Source organism: Mycobacterium sp. NGS49, from assembly GCF_059812565.1.
Map to the genome: position 1 here is coordinate 11416 of NZ_JCALCX010000047.1, position 21044 is coordinate 32459.

At 64.0% G+C, this 21044-nt stretch carries 20 protein-coding genes; 11 read left to right on the forward strand and 9 right to left on the reverse strand.

Features of this window, described 5'->3' with window-relative positions; genetic code table 11:
* Positions 1-60: 60 nt before the first annotated feature.
* The 5 genes from AC5Y7D_RS28330 to AC5Y7D_RS28350 all read left to right on the forward strand — a co-directional run bounded on the left by AC5Y7D_RS28330 (position 61) and on the right by AC5Y7D_RS28350 (position 5138).
* Positions 61-645: a MerR family transcriptional regulator gene (locus AC5Y7D_RS28330; protein WP_499929337.1), complete on the forward strand. Its 585-nt coding sequence runs from the start codon at positions 61-63 to the stop codon at positions 643-645.
* Positions 642-2876 carry a VIT domain-containing protein gene (locus AC5Y7D_RS28335; protein ID WP_499929339.1) on the forward strand — a complete coding sequence of 745 codons (2235 nt, stop codon included), beginning with the start codon at positions 642-644 and terminating at the stop codon, positions 2874-2876. Before AC5Y7D_RS28330 ends, AC5Y7D_RS28335 begins: the two co-directional genes overlap by 4 nt.
* Before the next feature lie 147 nt (positions 2877-3023).
* Positions 3024-3479: a 2,4'-dihydroxyacetophenone dioxygenase family protein gene (locus AC5Y7D_RS28340; protein WP_499929341.1), complete on the forward strand. Its 456-nt coding sequence runs from the start codon at positions 3024-3026 to the stop codon at positions 3477-3479.
* Positions 3476-4684 carry a cytochrome P450 gene (locus AC5Y7D_RS28345; RefSeq protein ID WP_499929343.1) on the forward strand — a complete coding sequence of 403 codons (1209 nt, stop codon included), beginning with the start codon at positions 3476-3478 and terminating at the stop codon, positions 4682-4684. The genes AC5Y7D_RS28340 and AC5Y7D_RS28345 overlap by 4 nt, the downstream gene beginning before the upstream one ends.
* Before the next feature lie 4 nt (positions 4685-4688).
* On the forward strand, positions 4689-5138 hold the full coding sequence (locus AC5Y7D_RS28350) for a YqhA family protein (protein ID WP_499929345.1): 450 nt from the start codon (positions 4689-4691) through the stop codon (positions 5136-5138).
* A 9-nt stretch (positions 5139-5147) separates the two neighbouring features.
* On the opposite strand, the gene AC5Y7D_RS28355 is transcribed toward AC5Y7D_RS28350, so the two are convergent.
* From AC5Y7D_RS28355 to AC5Y7D_RS28365, 3 genes are all read right to left on the reverse strand, one after another.
* Positions 5148-6479, reverse strand: coding sequence for an aspartate aminotransferase family protein (locus AC5Y7D_RS28355; RefSeq protein ID WP_499929347.1), 1332 nt, complete (start codon positions 6477-6479; stop codon positions 5148-5150).
* A gap of 183 nt (positions 6480-6662) precedes the next feature.
* Positions 6663-8870 carry an acyl-CoA dehydrogenase family protein gene (locus tag AC5Y7D_RS28360; protein ID WP_499929349.1) on the reverse strand — a complete coding sequence of 736 codons (2208 nt, stop codon included), beginning with the start codon at positions 8868-8870 and terminating at the stop codon, positions 6663-6665.
* A gap of 392 nt (positions 8871-9262) precedes the next feature.
* Entirely contained in the window at positions 9263-10033 is a 771-nt protein-coding gene (locus AC5Y7D_RS28365) for an EspK C-terminal domain-containing protein (RefSeq protein WP_499929351.1), read from the reverse strand.
* 1713 nt (positions 10034-11746) lie between these two features.
* Here AC5Y7D_RS28365 and espB point away from each other — a divergent pair.
* The 5 genes from espB to AC5Y7D_RS28390 all read left to right on the forward strand — a co-directional run bounded on the left by espB (position 11747) and on the right by AC5Y7D_RS28390 (position 15969).
* Entirely contained in the window at positions 11747-13129 is a 1383-nt protein-coding gene (gene espB / locus AC5Y7D_RS28370; RefSeq protein ID WP_499929352.1) for an EspB family ESX-1 secretion system-associated protein, read from the forward strand.
* Positions 13126-13530: a YbaB/EbfC family nucleoid-associated protein gene (locus tag AC5Y7D_RS28375; protein WP_499929353.1), complete on the forward strand. Its 405-nt coding sequence runs from the start codon at positions 13126-13128 to the stop codon at positions 13528-13530. Before espB ends, AC5Y7D_RS28375 begins: the two co-directional genes overlap by 4 nt.
* A 116-nt stretch (positions 13531-13646) precedes the next feature.
* Positions 13647-14885, forward strand: a complete 1239-nt coding sequence (locus AC5Y7D_RS28380) for an EspA/EspE family type VII secretion system effector (RefSeq protein ID WP_499929354.1) — start codon at positions 13647-13649, stop codon at positions 14883-14885.
* A gap of 50 nt (positions 14886-14935) precedes the next feature.
* On the forward strand, positions 14936-15250 hold the full coding sequence (locus AC5Y7D_RS28385; RefSeq protein ID WP_499929355.1) for a type VII secretion target: 315 nt from the start codon (positions 14936-14938) through the stop codon (positions 15248-15250).
* 158 nt (positions 15251-15408) lie between these two features.
* A complete protein-coding gene (locus AC5Y7D_RS28390; RefSeq protein WP_499929356.1) occupies positions 15409-15969 on the forward strand; it encodes a DUF2694 domain-containing protein in 561 nt (186 codons plus the stop codon).
* A 25-nt stretch (positions 15970-15994) separates the two neighbouring features.
* Here AC5Y7D_RS28390 and AC5Y7D_RS28395 read toward each other — a convergent pair whose 3' ends face one another.
* The 3 genes from AC5Y7D_RS28395 to AC5Y7D_RS28405 all read right to left on the reverse strand — a co-directional run bounded on the left by AC5Y7D_RS28395 (position 15995) and on the right by AC5Y7D_RS28405 (position 17496).
* On the reverse strand, positions 15995-16741 hold the full coding sequence (locus AC5Y7D_RS28395) for a hypothetical protein (protein ID WP_499929357.1): 747 nt from the start codon (positions 16739-16741) through the stop codon (positions 15995-15997).
* A 138-nt stretch (positions 16742-16879) separates the two neighbouring features.
* Entirely contained in the window at positions 16880-17167 is a 288-nt protein-coding gene (locus AC5Y7D_RS28400) for a WXG100 family type VII secretion target (RefSeq protein WP_499929358.1), read from the reverse strand.
* 26 nt (positions 17168-17193) lie between these two features.
* Positions 17194-17496 carry a WXG100 family type VII secretion target gene (locus AC5Y7D_RS28405; protein ID WP_499929359.1) on the reverse strand — a complete coding sequence of 101 codons (303 nt, stop codon included), beginning with the start codon at positions 17494-17496 and terminating at the stop codon, positions 17194-17196.
* Between the two features lie 201 nt (positions 17497-17697).
* Here AC5Y7D_RS28405 and AC5Y7D_RS28410 point away from each other — a divergent pair, with 201 nt between their 5' ends.
* Positions 17698-17850 carry a hypothetical protein gene (locus tag AC5Y7D_RS28410; RefSeq protein ID WP_499929360.1) on the forward strand — a complete coding sequence of 51 codons (153 nt, stop codon included), beginning with the start codon at positions 17698-17700 and terminating at the stop codon, positions 17848-17850.
* Positions 17851-18015: 165 nt separating this feature from the next.
* Here the strand turns inward: AC5Y7D_RS28410 and AC5Y7D_RS28415 are convergent, their stop codons facing one another.
* The 3 genes from AC5Y7D_RS28415 to AC5Y7D_RS28425 all read right to left on the reverse strand — a co-directional run.
* On the reverse strand, positions 18016-18777 hold the full coding sequence (locus AC5Y7D_RS28415; RefSeq protein ID WP_499929361.1) for a PPE family protein: 762 nt from the start codon (positions 18775-18777) through the stop codon (positions 18016-18018).
* A gap of 709 nt (positions 18778-19486) precedes the next feature.
* Positions 19487-20410 carry a LysR family transcriptional regulator gene (locus AC5Y7D_RS28420; protein ID WP_499929363.1) on the reverse strand — a complete coding sequence of 308 codons (924 nt, stop codon included), beginning with the start codon at positions 20408-20410 and terminating at the stop codon, positions 19487-19489.
* A gap of 80 nt (positions 20411-20490) precedes the next feature.
* Positions 20491-21044: acyl-CoA dehydrogenase family protein (locus AC5Y7D_RS28425; RefSeq protein ID WP_499929364.1), on the reverse strand; the 554-nt coding region annotated here is incomplete at its 5' end.

Genomic DNA, 21044 nt, shown 5'->3' on the forward strand with positions numbered 1-21044 from the left:
TGACTGGTGATGCGGAAGTGGCTGCCTGTGCCGGTGCATTTGACACTGTCGTATAAACGTATGACACTGTCAATTGTGTCGGAAGTCCTGACGTTGCCCGAATTCGCCGCCGCGGCCGCCCGCGCCGTGCAGGCGTCCGGTGCTGCGCCGGACAACCGTCAGGCCAAGGCCGTCCCGGCCGAACGGATGGTCCGCTACTACACGTCCAGGGGCCTGCTGCCCCGCCCGGGCAACCGCGGCCGGGCCCTGACCTACGGGCGCACGCATCTGGTGCGGTTGGTCGCCATCAAGCGCCTGCAGGGTCAGGGCCTGTCGCTGCAGGAGATCGCCGACCGCCTGGCCGGGATGTCGGTGGCCCAGGTCGAGGCGCTGGCTGCGATCCCCGACCACGCCATGCCGGCCGGCCTGGGTGATCCCGAGCCGGCTGCCGGGCCCGCCCGGGCCGCCGGCGCATTCTGGCGCACCGTCCCCGAGGCGGCGCCCGCTCCGGCTTCGCGCGCGCCCGTCACGCAGCTGCATGCCGTCCGGCTTTCCGACACTGTCACCCTGCTGGTCGACGGGCCGGTGCCGCCGCTGGACTCGCTGCACCGCGCCGCCGCGCCGCTGCTGGACCTGCTCGCCCACCCAGGAAAGGACTCTCAATGAGTGCTCAGTTATTGCCGCTGCTCTCCGCCGAACCCGCACAACCGGTGCCAACCGGCCGCCCGGGCTGCGGTCAACTGAGCGCCGACGACGGCCGCCCGCTGCCGCTGAAGGCGCTCAGCATCGAGGCAGTCCTGGTCGGCATGACGGCCACGGCCACGGTGCGACAGCGGTTCGTCAATGCCGGCGACACCACGATCGAGGCCACCTACGTGTTCCCGCTGCCGGCTCGCGCCGGCGTCACCGACTTCGCCGCCGATCTGGCCGGACGACGGGTGATCGGCGTCCTCAAGGAACGCGGGCAGGCCCGTGCCGACTACGAGCAGGCACTGGTGTCCGGCCAGCGCGCCGCGATCGTCGAGGAGGACCGCTCGGACGTGTTCTCGGTGCGGGTGGGCAATCTCGGGCCGGGTGAGGAGGCCACCATCGAAATGCGGTTGACCGGGCCGCTGTCCTTCGAGGACGGCGAGGCCACCTTCCGCTTCCCGCTGGTGGTCGCGCCGCGCTACACGGCCGGGACCCCCCTGCCCGCTGATCAGACCGGGCCGGGGCTGGCGTCCGATACCGACGCGGTGCCTGACGCCTCCCGGGTCACTCCGCCGCGCCTCGTCGACTCCGACGATCGCCCGGACCTGCAGATCTCCCTGAGCCTGGACGGGGCCGGGCTGAAGTTGTCGGATCTGCGGTCTTCACTGCCCACCGAGGTCACCGAAGTCGACGGGTTGACCCGGTTGCAGGTGGCCTCGGGGGCACGCGCCGACCGGGACTTCGTGCTGCGCTTCCGCGTCGGCCGCAGCGAGTTGGCGTCGTCGGCGCTGCTGGTCCCGGACCCGGCCGGGGAGGAGGGCACCTGGTCGGTGACGGTGCTGCCGCCGGCGCAACCATCAAGTGCACCAAGGGATGTCGTGGTGCTGCTGGACCGATCGGGGTCGATGCACGGCTGGAAGATGATCGCCGCGCGACGAGCCGCGGGCCGGATCGTGGACATGCTCGACAGCGGTGACCGGTTCTGCGTGCTGGCCTTCGATGACCGGATCGACACACCCGGGGGTCTGGCTGCCGGCCTGGTTGCGGCCAACGACCGCAATCGGTTTGCCGCGGCGTCGTGGCTGGGTTCGCTGGAAAGTCGCGGCGGAACGGTGATGGCCGAACCCCTGTACCGGGCCGCGGACATCCTCGCGGCCTCCGATGCCGACCGGCAGGCCAGCGTGGTGTTGGTGACCGACGGTCAGATCACCGGCGAAGACCACCTGTTGCAGACGCTGGCGCCCGCGGTCGGGCGGAGCCGCATCTATTGCGTGGGCATCGACCGTGCCGTCAACGCCGGTTTTCTGGACCGCCTCGCGCGGCTGGGTCAGGGCCGATCCGAGCTGGTGGAATCCGAGGAGCGTCTCGACGACGTCATGGCGCGGCTGGCCCGGACCATCGGTCGCCCGGCGCTGACCTCGCTGCGGGTGAGCGCCGACGGGGTTTCGATCCTCGAGGGCACGGTGACGCCCAGCCGGTTGCCCGACGCTTTTGCCGGCGTGCCGTGCGTGATCTCCGGGCGGTACCGGGGGTGTGGCGATGCGACGCTGCGGGTAACCGCCGACGACTCGTTCACGGCGACGATACCTGCCCGGGTGGCGCCGGAAGCCGTTGCGGTGCGGACTATTTGGGCGCGGTCGGTGGTGCGTGACCTGGAGGACGAGTACGCCTCGTTCTCCCCCGACGACGAACTGGCCGCGCAATTGGTCGAGCACTCCGTGCGGTTCGGGGTGTTGTCGCGGTTCACCGCGTTTGTCGCCATCGACCCGGAACGCACCGACGCCGGGCCGCTGACCGAGGTGGTCCAGCCCGTCGAGCAGCCATCGGGCTGGGCGACCAATGTCGGGTTCATGGCCCGGTCGGTGGCAATGCCCGCACCTGCAGGTGCGATGCCCGCCCCCGAGCAGGCCGCGACCGTGTCTCCGGCACCGCCGAGGTCGCTGGATAAGTTGCTCAAGCAGGTGGAGAAGGGGACCCAGGTGCGCCGCTCCGGGCTGGACGCGGTGCTCGCCGAGTTGAAGCAGCACCGCGATGCCGCATCGGACCCCGAATTGCGCGCGGCGCTCGACCAGTTGTGCGCGGCCCTGACGTTGTTCCTGCAGCACCCGACCGGACCGCAGAGTCGGCAGGTTCTGGTGGCCCTCGACGCGGTGAAGCGCGCCATGGGCGACGGTGGCCGGCCGCAGAAGCGGCGCTTCTGGACGTGACGCGTGCAAGCGGGTAGGGGCCGACCCGCGTTAGCGTAGTGAAATTCGCGAAAATATTGACACGTATTTTATTTCGCCTATCGTAATCGTGTACGACGTGGCTCGGCCAAGCACGTCGCTGTCACTTTTGACGAGAGGCTTGCCAGAATGACGATGATCGACATCCCAGCCGCCGTGCACATCGGGGCCGACGACCTGCCGTTCGTCGACGTCGGCGGGGGCTCGCTGCTCAAGGTGATCCAGGTGCGCGAGGCCGAGGGCCTGTGGATCGTGGAGAACGTGTTCCAGGCCGGCTACCAGGTGGGGCGGCACAAACACACCGGACCGGTATACGCCTACACCACATCGGGAGCCTGGCGGTATAAGGAGTACAGCTACGTCAACCGAGCCGGGTCGTTCCTGTACGAACCCGCGGGGTCGATTCATACCCTGGAGGTGCTCGAGGACGACACCCATGTGTGGTTCCAGATCTACGGGGCCAACCTCAACCTCGACGCCGACGGCAACATCGAGAGCGTTTACGACGCAACCAGCACCCTGGCGAACTACTTGTCGTTGTGTGCGGCCGCCGGCCTGCCCCGGCCCAACGTGTTCGTCCAATGAGCGCCGCAACCGCATCGGACTTCGTCGACCTGGCCAGTCCGGATACCTTCGTCACGGGAGTGCCGCACGAAGCCCTCGCGGTACTGCGGCGCACTGATCCGGTGCACTGGCAGCCGATGGGCGACGAACCCGGCTTCTGGGCCAGCTTGCGGCACGCTGACGTCGTCCATGTCGCCCGCAACCCCGACATCTTCTCGGCCAGCGAGGGCGGCATCGTCGTGGAAGACCCACCCGCGGCAACGCTGGACAGGATGCGCAACATGCTGGCGGCCATGGACCCGCCCCGGCATCAGGCCCATCGCGCGCCGCTGTCGCAGTACTTCCGGCCGCGCGCCATCGCCCGACTCGAGCGGCAGGTCCGGGACATATGTCGCGCCATCATGGCGGATGCCGGGGAGCGGGCAGAAGTCGAGTTCGTGCACGAGGTCGCCGCACCGCTGCCGACGCACGTGATAGGCGAGTTGTTCGGCCTACCCCGAAAAGACTGGCGCTTCCTGCAAGAGTTGGCGGAGCGCATCACCTCCAGTCAGGACCCGGAGCTGGCCGGTTACGGCGACGGTGAGGGCGGCGCCGAAATGGCAGGGTACGCAGTGGAATTCGCCGCGCAGCGGCGCCAGGGCGCGCCGACCGACGATCTGACCAGTGCGATTCTGCATGGGGAATTCGGTGGCCGGCCGATGAGCGATGTGGAATTCGGCGGCTTCTTCGTGCAGCTGGTCACCGCGGGCAATGACACCACCAAAGGCATGCTTTCGTCGGGCCTGCTGACGCTGCTTCGCCATCCTGACCAGCTGGCCGAGCTGCGCACCGACCCTTCGCTCATCCCGCTCGCCGTCGAAGAGATCATCCGCTACGACAATCCCCTGCACTACTTCCGGCGCACCGCACGTGTCGATACCGAAATCGGTGGCACCCCAATCAAAGCCGGCGACAAGGTAGCGATGTATTACACGTCGGCCAATCGCGACGAAGCGGTCTTCGATGAGCCGCAGGCGTTCGACATTCGCCGCCACCCGAATCCGCATCTGTCCTTCGGCATGGGCGTTCACTTCTGCCTGGGCGCGCACCTGGCCAGACTCGAGGGCCGCGTCTTCTTCGAAGAGCTGTTGAGCGCCTTCGGGCACATCGAGCTCGACGGCGAGCCGGTACGGGTCCGCTCGAACCTGAACAATTCGCTCAAGCGGCTACCGATCAGGCTCAGGTAACCCGGTGCGATCAGCGTTCGAACGACTGCGTTTCCTGATCCTGATCGCGGTATGCGGCCTGGCTGTGACCACCACGATCACGCTGGTGTGGGCCTCCGGGCGGGCCGTGGAACTCATCGTGGTGTTGGCTCGCGGTGGTTGGCGACAGGATGCGGCGGTGATCAGCTTGCTCGAAGTCGTCGACCTCTTCCTGCTGGCGACGGTGCAACTCATCGTCGCCATGGGTCTCTTCGAGTTGTTCGTGGCCGACCTGCACCTGCCTGCGTGGTTGACCATCCGCAACCTGGGTGATTTGAAGAGACCGATCATTCAGGTGCTGGTGGTGGTCATCGTGATCAAATTCGTCGAACGCATGATGCTCACCAGCGCGCTGGACACCCTGTATTTCGGCACTGCGACCGCGGTCGTCACCATCGCCCTGGCGTTGTTCATCCGATTCGGGGAGGAAGACTGACCCGGTGGCTCAGGGTATTTCGCTGAGGACGCCGCGCAGGATCGATTCGATGGTGTCGAACTCGGCCTGACCGCTGATCAGCGGCGGGGCCAGCTGGATCACCGAATCGCCGCGGTCGTCGGTGCGGCAGTACAGTCCGGCCTCGAACATCGCAGCCGACACCCGCCCGAGCAGCGCCGAGCGTTCTTCGTCGGTGAAGGTTTGCCTGGTTGCCCGGTCCTTGACCAGTTCGATGCCGAAGAAGAAACCCTCGCCCCGGACGTCGCCGACGATGGGCAGGTCGTAGAGCTTCTCCAGTGTGCTGCGCAGCGCGGGGGAGTGCGCTTTGACGTGATCGTTGAGGCCTTCCCGCTCGAAGATGTCGAGGTTGGCCAGCCCGACAGCGGTCGACACCGGATGCCCGCCGAAGGTGTAGCCGTGCGGGAACATCGTCTTGCCGTCGTTGAACGGCTCGAACAACCTCTCGCTGGCGATCATCGCGCCCAGCGGGGAGTAACCCGACGTCAGCCCCTTGGCGCAGGTGATCATGTCCGGCACATAGCCGAAGTCGTTGCACGCGAACATCGATCCGATCCGACCGAACGCGCAGATCACCTCGTCGGAGACCAGCAGCACGTCGTACTCGTCGCAGATCTCGCGGACCCGCTCGAAGTAACCCGGGGGCGGCGGGATGGAACCGCCCGCGTTCTGCACCGGCTCCAAAAAAACCGCCGCGACGGTGTCGGGACCCTCGAACTCGATCGCCTCGGCGATCCGGTCGGCGGCCCACTGGCCGAACGCTTTCTCGTCGCCGGCGTTTCCGCCCTGAAAAGGCTCCGGTGCGCGGTAGAAGTTGGTGTTGGGCACCCGGAAACCCCCCGGTGTCACGGGCTCGAACGGCGCCGTGAACTTCGGCAGACCGGTGATCGCCAGCGCGCCCTGGGTGGTGCCGTGGTAGGCGACTGCACGCGAAATGACCTTGTGCTTACCGGGTTTGCCGGTCAGCTTGAAATACTGCTTGGCGAGTTTCCAGGCGGTTTCGACGGCCTCGGTGCCCCCGGTGGTGAAGAACACCCGGGTCAGGTCACCGGGTGCGTAACCTGCGATACGTTCGGCGAGTTCGACGGCCGTCGGGGTGGCGTAGCCCCAGAGCGGGAAGAACGCCAGCGTCTCGGCCTGCCGGGCCGCGACCTCGGCCAGTTCGGCGCGGCCGTGACCGACCTGCACCACGAACAGCCCGGACAGCGCGTCCAGGTAGCTCTTGCCGCGGTCGTCGAAGATGGTGACGCCGTCGCCCCTGGTGATGACCGGCGGGGTGAAGTCCGGGCCGTGCCGGGTGAAATGGAGCCACAGGTTGTTCATTCCACCGATGTTAGGGATAACTCGCTTCGCCCTGGGCCATCGATTGGCGTGCTGTCCAACGAGAAGTCATTCTGCGCAGCGGCTCAGCAACTACTGCCGCGTTGGAACCCAGTCAAGGCAGGCCGCCAGCGTACGGACAGGTCTGCACCAACCGCGCGCTGACATGGCTGAGTTGACCGGCGGCTAAGCGGTCGCTGTCCTGCATTGCAGTGTCTGGTCAACCCTGTCGCCGGATACGGCATCGATGTCGGCCTCATACAGCAAGGACTCGCCGATGATCTTCAGCAAGAGAGCCATCGTACTTCCCGACGCCATTTGCTCACTCCATTTGTGCGGCAGAGCATCCGGATCGTCGGCACGGATAGCCTGGTTTGGTTTGAGGCGGCCGAATTCCACGATCGATTGTTCCACGACCGCGGTCAGGTAATTGGCGACGCTGACGTCGATGCCGGGCGCGGCACCTCCTGGTTGCCTGAGCAATATCCTTCCACGGACGAGTTGCATGATCTGGTGCTCGATGACGAGCTTGCCGGCCAGGTCCAAGGTGGCCCATGCGCGCCTGCTTGGGCGCACGGCCTCGAGGACGCTCTCGACCATTCTCCGCAATCGGACTGATTTGCTTATTGATAGCCGGTCGGCCTCGAGTGCGTGTCGCGCAACCACCCAACCCTCGTTCGGTTGGCCGATCACATCGGCATCGGGAATGAACACGTCATCAAACACCACTTCGCGCATGGAGGTTCCGCCCTTCCATTCGGGTATGGGGCGGACGCTGATTCCGGCACTCTGCATATCGGTCAAGAAGTAGGTAACGCCTTGGTATCTCAGTGACGCGGGGTCGGTTCGCGCCAGCAACGCTGCGCGGTGCGCTAGTTGACCGGAGGAAGTGCAGAGTTTCCTTCCACTGATTCGCCAGCCGTCTTTGACTCGCAGAGCGAAAGTCCGCAGCGGACCAAGTTCTGCGCTGACGCCGGGTTCGCTGAACAACTCGCACCAGAGTATGTCGCCGCTCATTGTGGGACCGAGCAATTCGGCCTTCTGCGATTCAGTGCCGTGCGCCAAGAGTGTCGATAGCAACCACATCGGTGCGAGGGAGTTAGGAAGAGCGATACCTATGCGTTGCAGTTCCTCCGCGATGACGACCTGCTCTGCCGGACCGGCGGCGCGGCCGAGGGGGCGGCTCATCCATGGGATCGTCCAACCACCTTTGGCCAACCGAGTCAACTGCTCGCGTTGTGACAATTCGGCGATGGCCTGAAGTTCACCCCTGATCTGCAACCGGTACTGCTCACTTTCAGGTGGCAAATGATAACTTACGATCCGTGATTGGCCGTCGAGCGCGAGCTCGGCGGCGCGAATCCCGCAGTATCGGCTGTGTCCGAGCACGCGGCGCAGCATCTTCGCACGCCGATAGTGCGGGAAAGTTTGATGATGCACCGTGTAGCCGATCTCGTTGGCTAGCCGGATGCAGTCCCTGGTCGCTTGCACCGCGCTATCTGGAGCTACTCGCCGTGCGATGGTGGCTACGTATTCAAGAGAAGGGTCGGAACAGTCGAAGGCGCGCGCCGCGTCCCAAACTGAGGCGCGGGCCTGCTCGAGCAGCAAGCGGCTAGAGCCGCAGTGGCGTTTGAGATGCTGGAACTGCCCAATGGCGCGGCGGTAATGTATCAGCTGGCGGGCGTACTCGATGGAGGCGGCAACGCACCACGATATGATCCCCACCGCTTCCGCGCCAAATATGACCGACGGAATTGCCTGTGCCACAGCGATATCGGGGATATCGAGCACACGCGAGAGAGGTATTCGCAACCCTCTCGCACAGATTGATCCATCGACGGAATTCGCGTTTCCTGGGACAGTGCGCCCGACGGCCACGGTGTCGGTGTCCAGCGCCACCCAGCGCAATGCCCCCTGGAGATCAACACGGGCGACAACAGTCTTGGCGATCATGACACCCAGGGCCGGCACTCTGCCGTCCAAGACAAGGCAGCCAGATGCCTCGATGTGTCCTTTCAGCGGCTCGACCGCGGCGATTGCGCCCAGCGAGGAACCGTCGACCAATTCCGGTATGAGATTGTCGGCGAGCTCGCCGCCGCCTGCGTCAAGAAGGGCAGACGCGAGCACCGATGGTACGAACGACTCTGCGGCCCAGGAACTTCCGATCATTTCTAGCGCCGCTGCTAATTCGAGTAGTCCCCCGCCTTGGCCGCCGTAGCGCGCACTTACGTGCAATCCCAAGAGGCCCTGCGCGCCCAGTTCTTGCCACGACGCCTTTAGGTCGGCGCGCGCGTCAGTGGCTGGATGCGTTTCTGCGATGACGCTGGCTGCCCTCTGGCCGAGAGCGATGTGTTCGGCTGTTACACCCAAGCCTGGTTTACGCTGCGTCTGCAAGATCGACTCCTCAGTTTCGGAACTGTGAAGATCGCAGCGGGAAACCGCCGAACGCCCCAAAGTCGTTGCCGGACAGACTCTATCGTTGACCACACGGCGCGGTGCTTATCGACTTGAACAGGCGAATGGTGCTGCAAACACAGTATCCAATACACGAAATTTCTGGTCTAGCAGCAGTTAAGAAACGAACACTTGCGTGCGGAGTAAGTGTCGGCCGACGTGCCCGTCGCCGCGAAGCGTTTCCAGTCAACCCGCCTTACCCAAGAGTGTCGGCCGAGCAAGCCTGTGTGGACGGGAGGAAGGGTCCGCCTGTGGAATGAAATTTGTTGCCAGACAATCGGTAGGGCCAATTAGGTGACGTTGGCCGGCAGTAATGATTGGTTCAGACCCAGCTAGCTCCGCGCCGAATGGGTGGTGTCGAGCACGTCACTGACATGTTTCCAGTACAACCAATCAGCAATGGCCGAGCGCTGAGTACCGGCGTCGCGCGCAGTGTGGCCCTCGCTGAGTGCGACATCTCGGGCGTGGGCAGCGAACGCGTGGAAAGCGCGAAGGTGTGCCCGCTCTCGGCCGACGGCATTGCTGGTCATCGGTTTTTGCACCTCGAGCCACAGCCTCGGACGCAATTCAGCCGGCGGACCCTGTCCTGCGAGCGCAGGGGGCAAGAGTCCGATCAATTGCGGGTCGGCAGTCTCTGCCAGGCGCGCCGCCGCCGCTGGGTCGACGACCTCCAGGCGTGACCGGCCTCCCAGCCGCCCTGTGGCCGGAATGTCGTCGGGTTCCAAAATCACTTTGGCCACACCGGGATCGCTGTTGGCAAGCTGTTCCGCCGTGCCGATTACCGCGCGAAGATCAGTGATGTGGTGAATTGCCCACCGCTGCAAAGCAGATAGCGGATGGGTAGCCCAACTTGCCCGCTCGCCGGCGGGAATGCGCGTATCGGCGCTGGTCATGATCACCTGCTGGGGTAGCTTCACGCTGCCGGGAATGTAGGCCAGTCCATAGCTGTTGGCGACCAGAATCGCGCCGGCGGCGGTGACCGCGGTCAGCCAGAGAAACCCGTAGTACTCCGCGCCATGATCGGGAGCGTTCAAGGCGCCCGCGATGCGTCGTGCGACGAGGAGCGGGTCAGTTCCGTTGTTCCTTCGGCGCACGGCATCCACGGTGCCGGCCTCGATCGCCGCGTCGCGGGCGGCCCGCGTCGCCGAAATTGGAATCAGAGGCGGCGCAGCGCAATCGGCCGGTCGGGCCGGTTCCCGACGCAAAGCTGGTGCGGGCCGGGTGGGTGTCGGCGGGGTTCTCGTCAGCACTGCCTGGGTTGGCGGCCGGCCCGACGATGCCGACGCCACACTTGCGGCTGCCCCCGCGGCTATACCCCCGCTGCCGGGAGCCGGAATGGCCGGTGCCGGGACGATCGGAGCGTCGGTCTCCGAATTCGGCGCGACGACCGGTGACGAAGTATTCACCGACACACCACCCGGACCTTGCGCTGCCGGCGAGGCAGCGGCGTGTCGATCGGCCCACTGGTCCTTGATCGTCCGCGGCGCAGCAGTGACCTGGCCAACCGGTTCCTGAGCTGCGTCGCCCGCCGCTGAAGGACCGGATTCGTTTGCCGGACGCACCACCGACGCCTGCGCAGCCAGAGATGATGTCGCCGAAGGCGCGTTCGACATGCTGGCATCCTGAGTCAGGGGCCATCCGGGTCGAGGGCCTCTCGGTTCTCCTGGTTGCCGAGTCGGCGGCGGCTCGTTGCTGGACGGTGCGACCACCGGCGGTGGGGGGTTCCGGTCAAGACGGATGTTCGAGGGGTTGGCTGAGGCTGCCCAATCCTGGGTTGCCAGGATTTGTTCGGCGGTGTCGGCAACAACGCTCACGTTCGCGCTGCGCGCGACGCTCACAGCGGCAGAGATTGCGGCGCCTCGCTCGACTGCGCTCAATTTTGGATCGTTTTGCACAGAGTGGATCTGGCGGTGCGCCGCCTCCACGTTGTGGCCGATGTTCGTCTTGGCTTCCACGATTGCTGCGGCGGCATAGCTGTGCCAGTTGATGGCGGTGGTCACAGCGTTCTGCAGCCTCGTCAGTTGTTCGACATTCCTATCCAGACTGACATTGGCTGCCTCGGCGGCATCGCCGGCCCATATGCCGCCGTCGAAGATCTCGGCCCGTTGATGTTCAGCACTTTCCAAAACCTCGGTGACATGTTGAAGGACCTGCGTGAATGCCCGTGCCCGATCGTAGAGAGTGTCCTCATCGACTTCGGGCCACCCGCCCTGGTCGATCATCGGCTCCACATATGCACCCGCCGGTTTCGGCATGCTCATCCCTACGCCCCTCCCGTCGCGGCTCTCCGTGGGCAGTCATGGTCGGTGAACCTAGTCGATGTCACCTCGCTCTACTGGCGTACTAACGCGGATCAGCACCGGCATTGTTGCGTAATGCACCTTCGATGGGCAGCGGTCATTGGCATCAGTCCAACCGGGTCGGGTTAACGACCATGGGCAGTGTTGGGCGGTCGTCGTACTGGCAGGCGGTGCCTGTCGAAAGTGGACGAACAGACATTTCCGCAGCCCTGCCAGCTACGAACCGTGAATCACGGGGAGCGGCAGCCACATACAGCTTCTGCGATGGAGCAGAATCTTGGCGCTCTAGCGAGATATTGCCAGCTGCGGACGCTTGGGCTCAGCGCAAGTTAATCTTCGCAACCTTCTACTAGACGCCGATGAAGGGGCTGCATACCGTCTCGTTTGCGCCATGGATGGTCCGGCCCGTCCCCTCCGTGGCGGAGGCTACGGTTTCGCGCTTGACGGGCCATCGCCTGTGGATTTGGCAGAGAGAGCTAGCGAAGTGCGGTATCGCGGAAGGAGCACCGATATCCGATGACGGGACCGCAGGCAGCAACGGTGGAGTTGCAGGAAATATTGGCTCGAGCCCAAGAGTTGGAGGGTCCGATCAGCCAGCCCCCCGAGGGTGCGCCCAAACCGCCGAGCAACCTCGGTCTGGCCATCAATGCGGCGCAACAACTGCAATTCTCTACCGACAACATGCGGATCTATCTGGCCGCCGGAGTGCGGGGGTGGACCAAACTGGCGCAATTACTCCGCAAGGCCGCGCAGGCCTACCAGCAGGTCGACGAGGGAGCGGCTCACGCTTTGGGTTCGGACACGGCTTCCATTCTCCCGGCGACGCCGGGAGTTACCGAGGATGGTCAGGCGGTGGCGCTCAGCACCACGCGAGTTGCCGGCGCTGCAGGACCGGTTGAATACGCAGATATCAAACAGCGGGCATTGGACATCGAACATGGTGACCAGGGAGCGTCACTGAACGCTTTCGCGGATGCGTGGGAATCGATGCAGCAGAATCTGCAGCGTGCCGCCTCCCGCTTCCGGCCCTTCCAGTATTGGGAGGGAGCGGCCGCCGATGCCGTCGCGGCGACCTTCGATCAACACAGGACCTGGTTAGCGCAGATGGCCGAGCTGTGCGGGACTATTGCAGCGCAAGCCCGCACCGTTACTTCGACACAACGCTGGGCAGTTCAAGAGCACATCGTGTTCAACGGCACGAGGATGGGCTACGCGGATCTCGAAACTTTGGACCGCGCCTACGAGCAGGGTGGCTCAGTAAGGGCAGTTGCGATGGCCCGATACGCGGCCCTGCAGGCGAAGTCAGATGACGTGATAGCCCAGTACATGAAGAAGGCGGAGTTGCCGCTCACGCCGGTAGATCCGCCGCGGCCCCCACCAGCTCAGCCGATAGATCCGGCGCCGTCGCCGGTGCCCAACGACGGCGCGCTGCTCTACAGTCCCTCCGCCACCGCCGCGGATGGATTGCCGAGCATCCCGTCCCTGCCGTTCGGCGGCGCACCCATGACGCCGAACGGTGTGATGCCCCCTGGCGCCCTGAATGGCTCGATGGGCACGCCGGGCTCGTCTGCGGGGGTAAGGGTTGCACCGGCTGCGTACAAGGGCGGCGGGATGCCCCCGATGCCCTCGCGCTCGGCAATGGATTCAGCAGAGGCGGTGTCGCTGGCGACTGCGCGGGAAACCGGCGCCGGTGGCGGCGCGAACCTCACGGCAGGTGGTGCGTCTGGAGCAGGGATGGCGCCAGTAGCCCCTTCCGTTCCGGGGCAGGGCCCGGTTGGCAAGGGCGCCCGTGCCCGCCAGCAAGACGAGCCGCTTTACACCGAGGACAGGCCATGGACCGAGGGCCTCATCGGAACTTTGCCACTGATGGGCGTTGCTGAGCGTAAGGACTCACGATGAGCCCTGAAATTCATCCTCAGATGGCTGCGGCGCTAGGACAGATAGGCCGCTTTCGGTCGGCCCTTGAGGGCGAGCAGGTTCGGGCAAACGCGGCGTCATTCACGGGTACCGACGCGGCCAATTCGGTCGAAGTAACACTCGACTGGCGCCGCTGGCTCACCGGCCTGCGCATCGACGACGGCCTGCTGGGACTGGGAGCCGAAGAGGTCGCCCGGCGCATCAACGAGGCGCTCGGCGCCGCGGACGCAAACGCAATTGCGACCATGGAAGCTGACGAAGAGCGGCTCATCGCGTCACTGAAAGGCATTGTGGGTGAATTGCAGAAGAGTTTGGATTCGAACTTCGATACAACGGAAATTACGGCCCAGTTTCCCCCATTGAACGAGCCGATACGGCCGTGAGATCGTGATAAGGACTGCAGATGGCATCTGTGTATCTTGAAGGCGCCAGGATTATCGGGAGTCTAATCGGCTTGGGTCAACAATTCGGTGGTGAAATGGGCCACCAATTCGGTGGTATGGGGGGCGACGGCAGTGATGAATACTATGCGTCGATGGCGACCAGCATGGGCGGGGACACGGTCGCGATATTCGGCAAGAAGCTAGCTACACGAATCGTTACTTCGATGTACAACTGGCGCGTCGACCGAAATCTGGGTTTGACGATAAACGCCGAGGATTTCCGGGCAGCGGGGCGGGCGGCCGATGCTATCTGCTGGGCGATCACCTTCGTCGACGCCGTGGAGTTGACGACGGGTTTCGGGCCGCCAACGCAAGGAGACCATCTTGAAGCCGGTTGTCAACACTTCTCCGCCCTGCATGAGCAGCTGAAGTCAGCTCTGCCTGATTCCAGCTGGCAGGGGTCAGCGTCGCAGGCCTATGCGGCGCAGGACACGATACTGCTCGACGTCGCACATGCGATGGCTGACCTTGACCGGAAGCTGGCGGAACTGGTCAAGAACCAGGCCGAATGGGTCACCCACCTCCGATTGGCCCTGGGGATCGTCAAAGCGCTCCTGGTCGCCGCATACTTGGTGGCGCTGGCGATGATCTGGATGCCGGGGGCTGGCCCGGTCGCGTCGCGGGTTTTCTCAATTACGGTGTGCAGCCTGGCGATGACCACGGTCGCGGGCATGATGGGCACGGTGCTTGTGTACTCCTCCGAGAATGCGAAATCGGCGGACGCCATCGCCGGGCAGTACCGCACAGTCCTCGAATCTGCACAGGCGGTTTCTGCCGGTTCGTCAAGCGGGGCACGGGCAGCAGATCAGCCCACGATTGCTGGCATCGGCGATCCGTTCGAGCGCACCTCCGCACAACCGTCCCAACCGAGCGTCGCCACCTCGGCCGGCTCCATGGCCCGCAAGACGGCGTCGCCGACACAACGTCGGACCTTGGACGCCCTGATCGGCGATGGCGCACGGCCGGCCAGCGATGTGTCAGCAAGTATCACGGCTTCCGAAGAGGCGACTCCACACGGGCACGGCACCCCACCCCTTTACGGCGGCAGCCTTGCGACCGGACAGCGACCGCGGACTGCCCGCACTCCATCGGTGAAGAACCCCTCGTGGTCTGCAGCGACCGTGGCGCCGGAAACGAATGACGACCTGACGGCCCTCACCCGCGACCTCAACACCGGTGGCGCCGGTCCGGGCGCCGACGGCGGCGAGCGAGCGCCGATCGAATCCGGCGGGAGCGATGCTGCTGTTGCCAAGTCGGCACTTCACGTCGAGCACGGATTGAACACCGACAGTTAAGCGAACCAGCGACGCGGCGACGCCAAACCGAGAGATACAGGAGGCCCACGATGCCTGATTTGACCGTCGCACCCGGATACCTCGAAGCGCTGGCAGCAAAACAAGACGAGGCTGCCGCTGTGGCAGCAACCGCGGCGTCGGCAACCTCAGGACTCGGCACCGAGGTCTGGGTGACCCACGGGGTTGTCTGCGGAGCGTCCAACACTGCATTCAGCGACGCGGAGGAAGTGCGCCGCACAGCCGGTGAGGCCATCGGGCAGGCCGCTGCCAGCCTCGCTGCTCGCTTACGAGCCGCTCAGGACGGCTATAGCAACACAGATGAGCGAACCAGCAGGGCGCTCGACCAACTGATGCGTTCGTTGTGACGCGCAGGTATTCGGTCTTCGAGCATGCGCGCTGGGTGATGGCACCCCACGAGATGGCCCTTGAGATTCGGTTTCCGTGCCGGTCGCGCTTCGCCGAGCACCGATGACCCGACGCCCGACTTCACCTTTCCGCAATCGATCTGCAAGACGGGGATTTCATGCCGCAGCACCTGCCAGGTGACGACAAGAACCGCGACGATTTGGTCTCGCTGAATTTCACAGTCAGCGACGATGGCACGGCCGAAGAGCTGCTTGCCGCAGCGTTACGCGCCTATCTGCCATCTGATCCGCACGACGCCCCAACCGAGCGCGAAGCCCTCCGCCTGCATGCCGAACGCGCGTGTGACCAAGGGGAGGGGGAGCAGAGGGGCGAGGTTTTCACCGTGGTGAATCCTTATGAAACGGTGTCCGTCTCAGCGCGCCTCGACGGCGGGATCCAGCAGGTGGAGCTCGCGCCGCAGGCTACCCGCATGAGTGAATCCGAGCTGGTAGACGAGATTCTCGTGCTTGCCGACCTCGCCCGCCGGAAAGGCCTGGCCGGACAGCACCCGCAATCATCAGGGGACGATTCGATATCGGACGTATTGCGAGCATTGAATGTGCAGGGCGGCGAGGCATTTCATGACTTCATTGCGAAGGGGGTCGCGCTGTCGACGCCGGAGCAGGTCGCCGCAGCGCAGACCGCCCTATTCTCCAACCGATATGGATTTCACACCTGAAACCGTCGCAGCTGACAGGCAACCGTCATAGATCACTCTCAACCGGTCTCTTCTCAGTGCTGCGGGTCGTCAGCAGCCGCCCGGGCAGACTTTCCAGTGATCGCTGCCGGCCATCGTCAGGACTGTCAGAACCGTCCTTCGGGATATCGCCGTCAAATGGCTGAGTGTCTGGGGTGGCTAAGTCTGCGGAGCGCTCCGGCTCGGGCTCTTGCTGGTGCCGGTCCCGGCCGGGCCCATCGGCTTCGCCTTCCAACGCCTGCGCACAAGGGGACACAGCGGGACCGCTGTCCCCGACGAACTGTGCGGGCATTGCATTCGCGCCCGAACTGCTTTCCGCAGCGGCTTGCGCGCTTTGGATCAAGCCCTGAGTAATCGGAGTTGCCTGCTGCAGAGCCAAACTGGGCATTATGGTCGCCAAGCCAAATTGCGATTCTCCCGTCTGCAGCTGTGCGGCGACCGTCTGGCCGACGTGTGACGCCCCCGTGGTGATCTGGCTGAGCCGGGCAATTGCATCGCTCAATGTCTGATCCAGCTCGGCATACATGGCGGCGGCGCTGGCCATGTCGGATCCTGTCCGCCTGATGGCCGAGGCAGTGGCCGGTAGGCCGTCGACGACCGGCGCCTCCACCGCCGGCATGGTGGACTTAATCGCCAGTGCGGCCGGATCTGTACCGGCGATAACCGCCGCGGTCGGAGCCGCCGGGAGAACCACACTTTGCAGCCTTTTCGCCGCATCGCTCAGGCCGCAAGGGTCCACGGTCAATATTCTCACCAACGCTGAACCTCCTAGGTTGCAATTCCAGCAGTGACGTCTGCCACCGTGCGTGCCGAATTAAGATCGCCGAATTTTGTATGCAATTAAAGAAAAGGCGAGTCCGCAGCCGAACTCGCCCCGTCTTCGCTCGCCGAGTTAGCCGAACATACCGGTGATGTTAGATTCCGTCTGCGCCATCGCCTGACCGGATTCGCTAATGGCTCGGGCCAGGTTGCGCAGGGATGAATTCAGGTCGTTGGCTGTCTCGTCCCATTTTCGCTGGACCGATTGGTAGGCCTCGGACCCCGCGCCCCCCCAGGCTGCTGCAAGATTCGTGAGCGACCTTTTACCGTCGTCGAGAAGGCTTTCAGTCGCCTGGGAATAGCCGAGGATGTCGCCGGCACCGCCTTCGATACCAACAAAATTCCAGTGCTGTGAAGTCATATTCTGCTCCGTCTCAGTGTCGAAAATCAGAACTGCATCTGTGCGGCGAGCGCGTGGTGGTGTTCCTCGTCGGCGGCGGCGTATTGTCCGCCGGCGGCGTGAATGTTCGAAGATATGTCGTTCAGTTCGGTGATTTGCCTGGCGGCGGCCTGTTGGAAGCGGACCAGGGCGGCCTGTGCGGCAGCGCCGGCTTGGCCGCGCCATTGGGCAGATAATGCGCTTGCCGTCGACTCCACTTTCGCAATTTGTTCTTTCAACTCGCCGGCGATCCGGTCGAAGTTTCGCGCTTCCGCGGTCAGGGCCGCGGCATCCGTTCTCATCTCTGCCATACGTATCTTCTTTCTCTCGTGTTACCCCGCCGGGAAGCGGCGAGTCTTCCGGCGCCGTCGGGCCGGGAAGTTTGCAGACAACGGCGCTACCAGTCGTCGGAGGAATCGCAGGCGTCGTTATCCGCTACACACGGTCGCCCCGTGTACGGTCCGGCCGGCCCGCATGAGCTCCCTTTGAGCCAATGCATTCGCAGGAAATCGATGGCCCTGGTCGTGAACGCGGCCACCGCCTTCGCCGAAATCTCGTCCGCACCGGCTGGGCGCAAACCGGCGATTCGTGGCGTCGACGCCGTCGGCCACGATTTGAGCACCGCTGGTGAATACAGCCGGATTTTGAGTCATTTCTTGCATTAGGCGATATCCCTCACGTTGGGGTCGGGGACGCGAACGTTTCGCTTACGGCCGTTCAGCGACTACTCCCGTCACTGCGGGCACTTGCATCACCGTCTGAGATAAGCCAGTCCATACCCCGGAGCGGGGTCATGAACTGGCTCATCTCTGGGCTACGCGGGCCTTCGATCAGCCTGCAGAGCCCACCTTCCTGATCGGCGGGATGGTGGCTTGACCCCCATCTTCAGGCGCCAGAACCTTGATTGGACGATTCGGTGCAGTAGGTGTCGAACTCCCGCCCGTCACCGGCGTTTCGGTGGTGGGTGGGGTTGCGGTGGTGGGTGGTTGTGGTTCGGTGGCGGGGGTGACGGTTGTGGGTGTTGGGGCTCCGCCCGCCGGGATTCCCGGTAGCAGGCGGAGCAACTGCTGCAAGGGCGCACCGTTCTGTAGCGATCCCAACTGCGACCAGGCGGCTGATGCTTCGACGTGATAGTTGAACATGGCGCTGACGTCCGTGGCCCACATCGCTTCGTACTCAGCCTCCATCGCGATGATCGCCGGGATGTTGAATCCGAGGAAGTTCGCTCGCGCCAGAGCAGCCGTGAGCGCACGATTAGCGGCGATCGCGACAGGGTGCACGGTGGCGGTTTGGGCGGTCTCGAAAGCCGCCGCTACTGTGTTGGATTGCCTTGCGACACTTTCAGAATGGGTGGCCGCGGCATGCAGCCAACTGGCGTACGGCGCGGCGGCTTCGACCATTTTCGCCGCCGCTGGCCCCTGCCATACGCCCTGTACTAGGCCGGCTATAGAGGATGAGAAGGCGCCGGCCATGCTTTGTAACTCGCCAGCCAAATTGCCCCAAGCTGCGGCTGCGGCCAGCATCGGGCTTGACCCGGCGCCACAGTGCAGGAGCGCGGAGTTGACTTCAGGCGGAAGTACTGCATAGCTCATCGCCAAACCCTTTCTTCTGGGACTTCGAATAGTGACTTTCTTTGAATCACCATCGGCTCCTACTGGGGCGTTGCCGTGACGCCGGCTTCAGTCATTGAGGTATTATTTGAAACTGGAATCCTGCCAAGAACCGGACGGCGTGTCGGATTCGAGGATGTCAGAATAACCGCTACGGTGGCCGATTCCAGTTTGTTAGCGAAATGATAATGTACAGATATTCGAAGATATTGTTGATTTTGACGCCGTCCATCCGGCGGGATTCCTTCGCCGCGTACCGAGCATGGCGCGAAGTCGCGCCATGCTCGTGCACTCGATGCATTGGGCAGCAAACTGCCTGATCAACGACATTACGCGCGTCGATCCGCGCGTGCACCACGGCTTATTGACCGGCCGACGACACCTGCTCCGAGGGGCGACCTACATGAGTTCGGATCGGTACGCGGTGGCGCAAGCAGAACTTCGTCCGAAATGATGCAAGACTATCTTGCGCTTGTGCGGATATGGGTAGGCAACGTCCAAGAATGGTCGCGATCCGGTCCTCAACCATTGGGCCGTTGTTCGCAAACCGCGTCCATAACCGGGTGCAGCCTTTCGCTTCCGAACTGCGGGCCTGTCGCGGTTAACGTCGCGTAGTTAAACGGTGTCGGCGATGCTGAAGTACTGCGTCTCTTGAAACTCACGTAGGCCCTCACGGGCGACGCTGCGGGACCTAGTTGATGAAATCTTGGTCGGGTAGTCCGCATGAGGCGATGGCGGTGTCGCGAAACGCGGCCGCTGACGGCGTCAAGTAGCGGTTGGTCGTCCAACCGACAGCGATGGGGCGCACAAGTTCTTTGTCATCGACGGCGATCTCGACGATGTCGGGCGGAGGTGTGGCGGCTTTGGGCAGCACCCCGACGCCTAGTCGGGCTCCGATCAGTCCGCGCAGCGTGGTGATGTCGGTGCCCTCGAAGGCGATAGAAGGAGTGAAGTGGTGGCGGTCGCAGGCGTTGTCGAAGATCCTGCGCAGCGTGTGATCACGGTCGAGGGCGACAAAACGTTGGCCCGCGAGTTCGTCGAAACCGATCAAAGACCGACGGGCCAGGGCGTGTTCGCGGTCGACGACGGCGTAGAGCTGCTGGGTGAATAACTTGTGCCACTGCACGCCGGGTGATTCGTCGAAGGACATCGGGTAGCTCAGGCACACGTCAATGAGCCCGCTAGCCAGGTCACTGACCAGTGCTGGTCCGGCGCGTTGGCGCAATTCGAAGCGGACCATCGGGTATGCATCGTGGTGACGCCGGATCAACCGCGGCACGGTGGCCACACCCAGGGACACCAGGAACCCCAGTGCCACCGTCCCGGCGTCTGCGCCGGCGAGTTCGCGCACCCCGGCTACCGCGGCATCAAGGCTGCGCTGGCTCGCCAGGCTCGAGCGTAGGAATGCTTGCCCGAAACGGTTCAGTTCGTTGGCCCGGCCACGCCGGGTGAACAGTTCGACCCCGATCTCGGACTCCAGCATGGCGATAGCACGGCTGACCGCCGACTGCGACACCAGCAGTTTCTCGGCGGCATCACGAAGCGTTCCGAGCTCGGCGACGGTCTGGAAGTAACGCAGCTGGTAGAGCTCCACGAGCAGGAAATATACTTGCATACCCCGGCTCCGATGACGTGCAGCGAGCAGGGCGCGACGCGACCAGCGCCCTGCTCGGCAAATCTGCGGGGTGGGATCTCCTAGCGGAACGCTCCCAAACCGGTTATGGCCTGCCCGACGATAAGTGTGTGAATCTCGCCGGTTCCCTCATACGTGAGCACCGATTCAAGGTTGGCCATGTGTCTCATCACGGGGTATTCGAGAGTAATTCCATTGGCGCCCAGAATTGTTCGTGCCGAACGGCACACCTCGAGTGCCTTTTGCACATTGTGTAGCTTGCCGTAGCTGACCTGTTCGGGTTGCAGCCGGCCGGCGTCCTTGAGCCGGCCCAGGTGCAACGCCAGCAAATAGCAGTTGTTGACGAGCGTGACCATTTCGACGAGTTTGGCCTGGGTCAGCTGAAAGCCCGCTATTGGTCGGCCGAACTGGGTGCGAGTCCCGGCGTAATCGAGCGCGGCCTCATAACAGGCGCGGGCAGCTCCCACTGCCCCCCATACGATCCCGAATCGAGCCTCGTTCAGGCACGCGAGCGGTGCGCGCAGACCTTTGGCGTCGGGCAGAACGGATTCCGGAGGCAGCCGACATTCGTCGAATACCAACTCCGCTGTGGTCGATGCCCGAAGTGACATCTTGC

Coding starts and splice junctions, on each gene's coding strand:
- AC5Y7D_RS28330 (WP_499929337.1), top strand. CDS start 61: ATGACACTGTCAATTGTGTCGGAAGTCCTGACGTTGCCCGAATTCGCC.
- AC5Y7D_RS28335 (WP_499929339.1), top strand. CDS start 642: ATGAGTGCTCAGTTATTGCCGCTGCTCTCCGCCGAACCCGCACAACCG.
- AC5Y7D_RS28340 (WP_499929341.1), top strand. CDS start 3,024: ATGACGATGATCGACATCCCAGCCGCCGTGCACATCGGGGCCGACGAC.
- AC5Y7D_RS28345 (WP_499929343.1), top strand. CDS start 3,476: ATGAGCGCCGCAACCGCATCGGACTTCGTCGACCTGGCCAGTCCGGAT.
- AC5Y7D_RS28355 (WP_499929347.1), bottom strand. CDS start 6,479: ATGAACAACCTGTGGCTCCATTTCACCCGGCACGGCCCGGACTTCACC.
- espB (WP_499929352.1), top strand. CDS start 11,747: ATGACGGGACCGCAGGCAGCAACGGTGGAGTTGCAGGAAATATTGGCT.
- AC5Y7D_RS28375 (WP_499929353.1), top strand. CDS start 13,126: ATGAGCCCTGAAATTCATCCTCAGATGGCTGCGGCGCTAGGACAGATA.
- AC5Y7D_RS28380 (WP_499929354.1), top strand. CDS start 13,647: ATGGGGGGCGACGGCAGTGATGAATACTATGCGTCGATGGCGACCAGC.
- AC5Y7D_RS28385 (WP_499929355.1), top strand. CDS start 14,936: ATGCCTGATTTGACCGTCGCACCCGGATACCTCGAAGCGCTGGCAGCA.
- AC5Y7D_RS28390 (WP_499929356.1), top strand. CDS start 15,409: ATGCCGCAGCACCTGCCAGGTGACGACAAGAACCGCGACGATTTGGTC.
- AC5Y7D_RS28400 (WP_499929358.1), bottom strand. CDS start 17,167: ATGACTTCACAGCACTGGAATTTTGTTGGTATCGAAGGCGGTGCCGGC.
- AC5Y7D_RS28405 (WP_499929359.1), bottom strand. CDS start 17,496: ATGGCAGAGATGAGAACGGATGCCGCGGCCCTGACCGCGGAAGCGCGA.
- AC5Y7D_RS28410 (WP_499929360.1), top strand. CDS start 17,698: ATGGCCCTGGTCGTGAACGCGGCCACCGCCTTCGCCGAAATCTCGTCC.
- AC5Y7D_RS28415 (WP_499929361.1), bottom strand. CDS start 18,777: ATGAGCTATGCAGTACTTCCGCCTGAAGTCAACTCCGCGCTCCTGCAC.
- AC5Y7D_RS28420 (WP_499929363.1), bottom strand. CDS start 20,410: ATGCAAGTATATTTCCTGCTCGTGGAGCTCTACCAGCTGCGTTACTTC.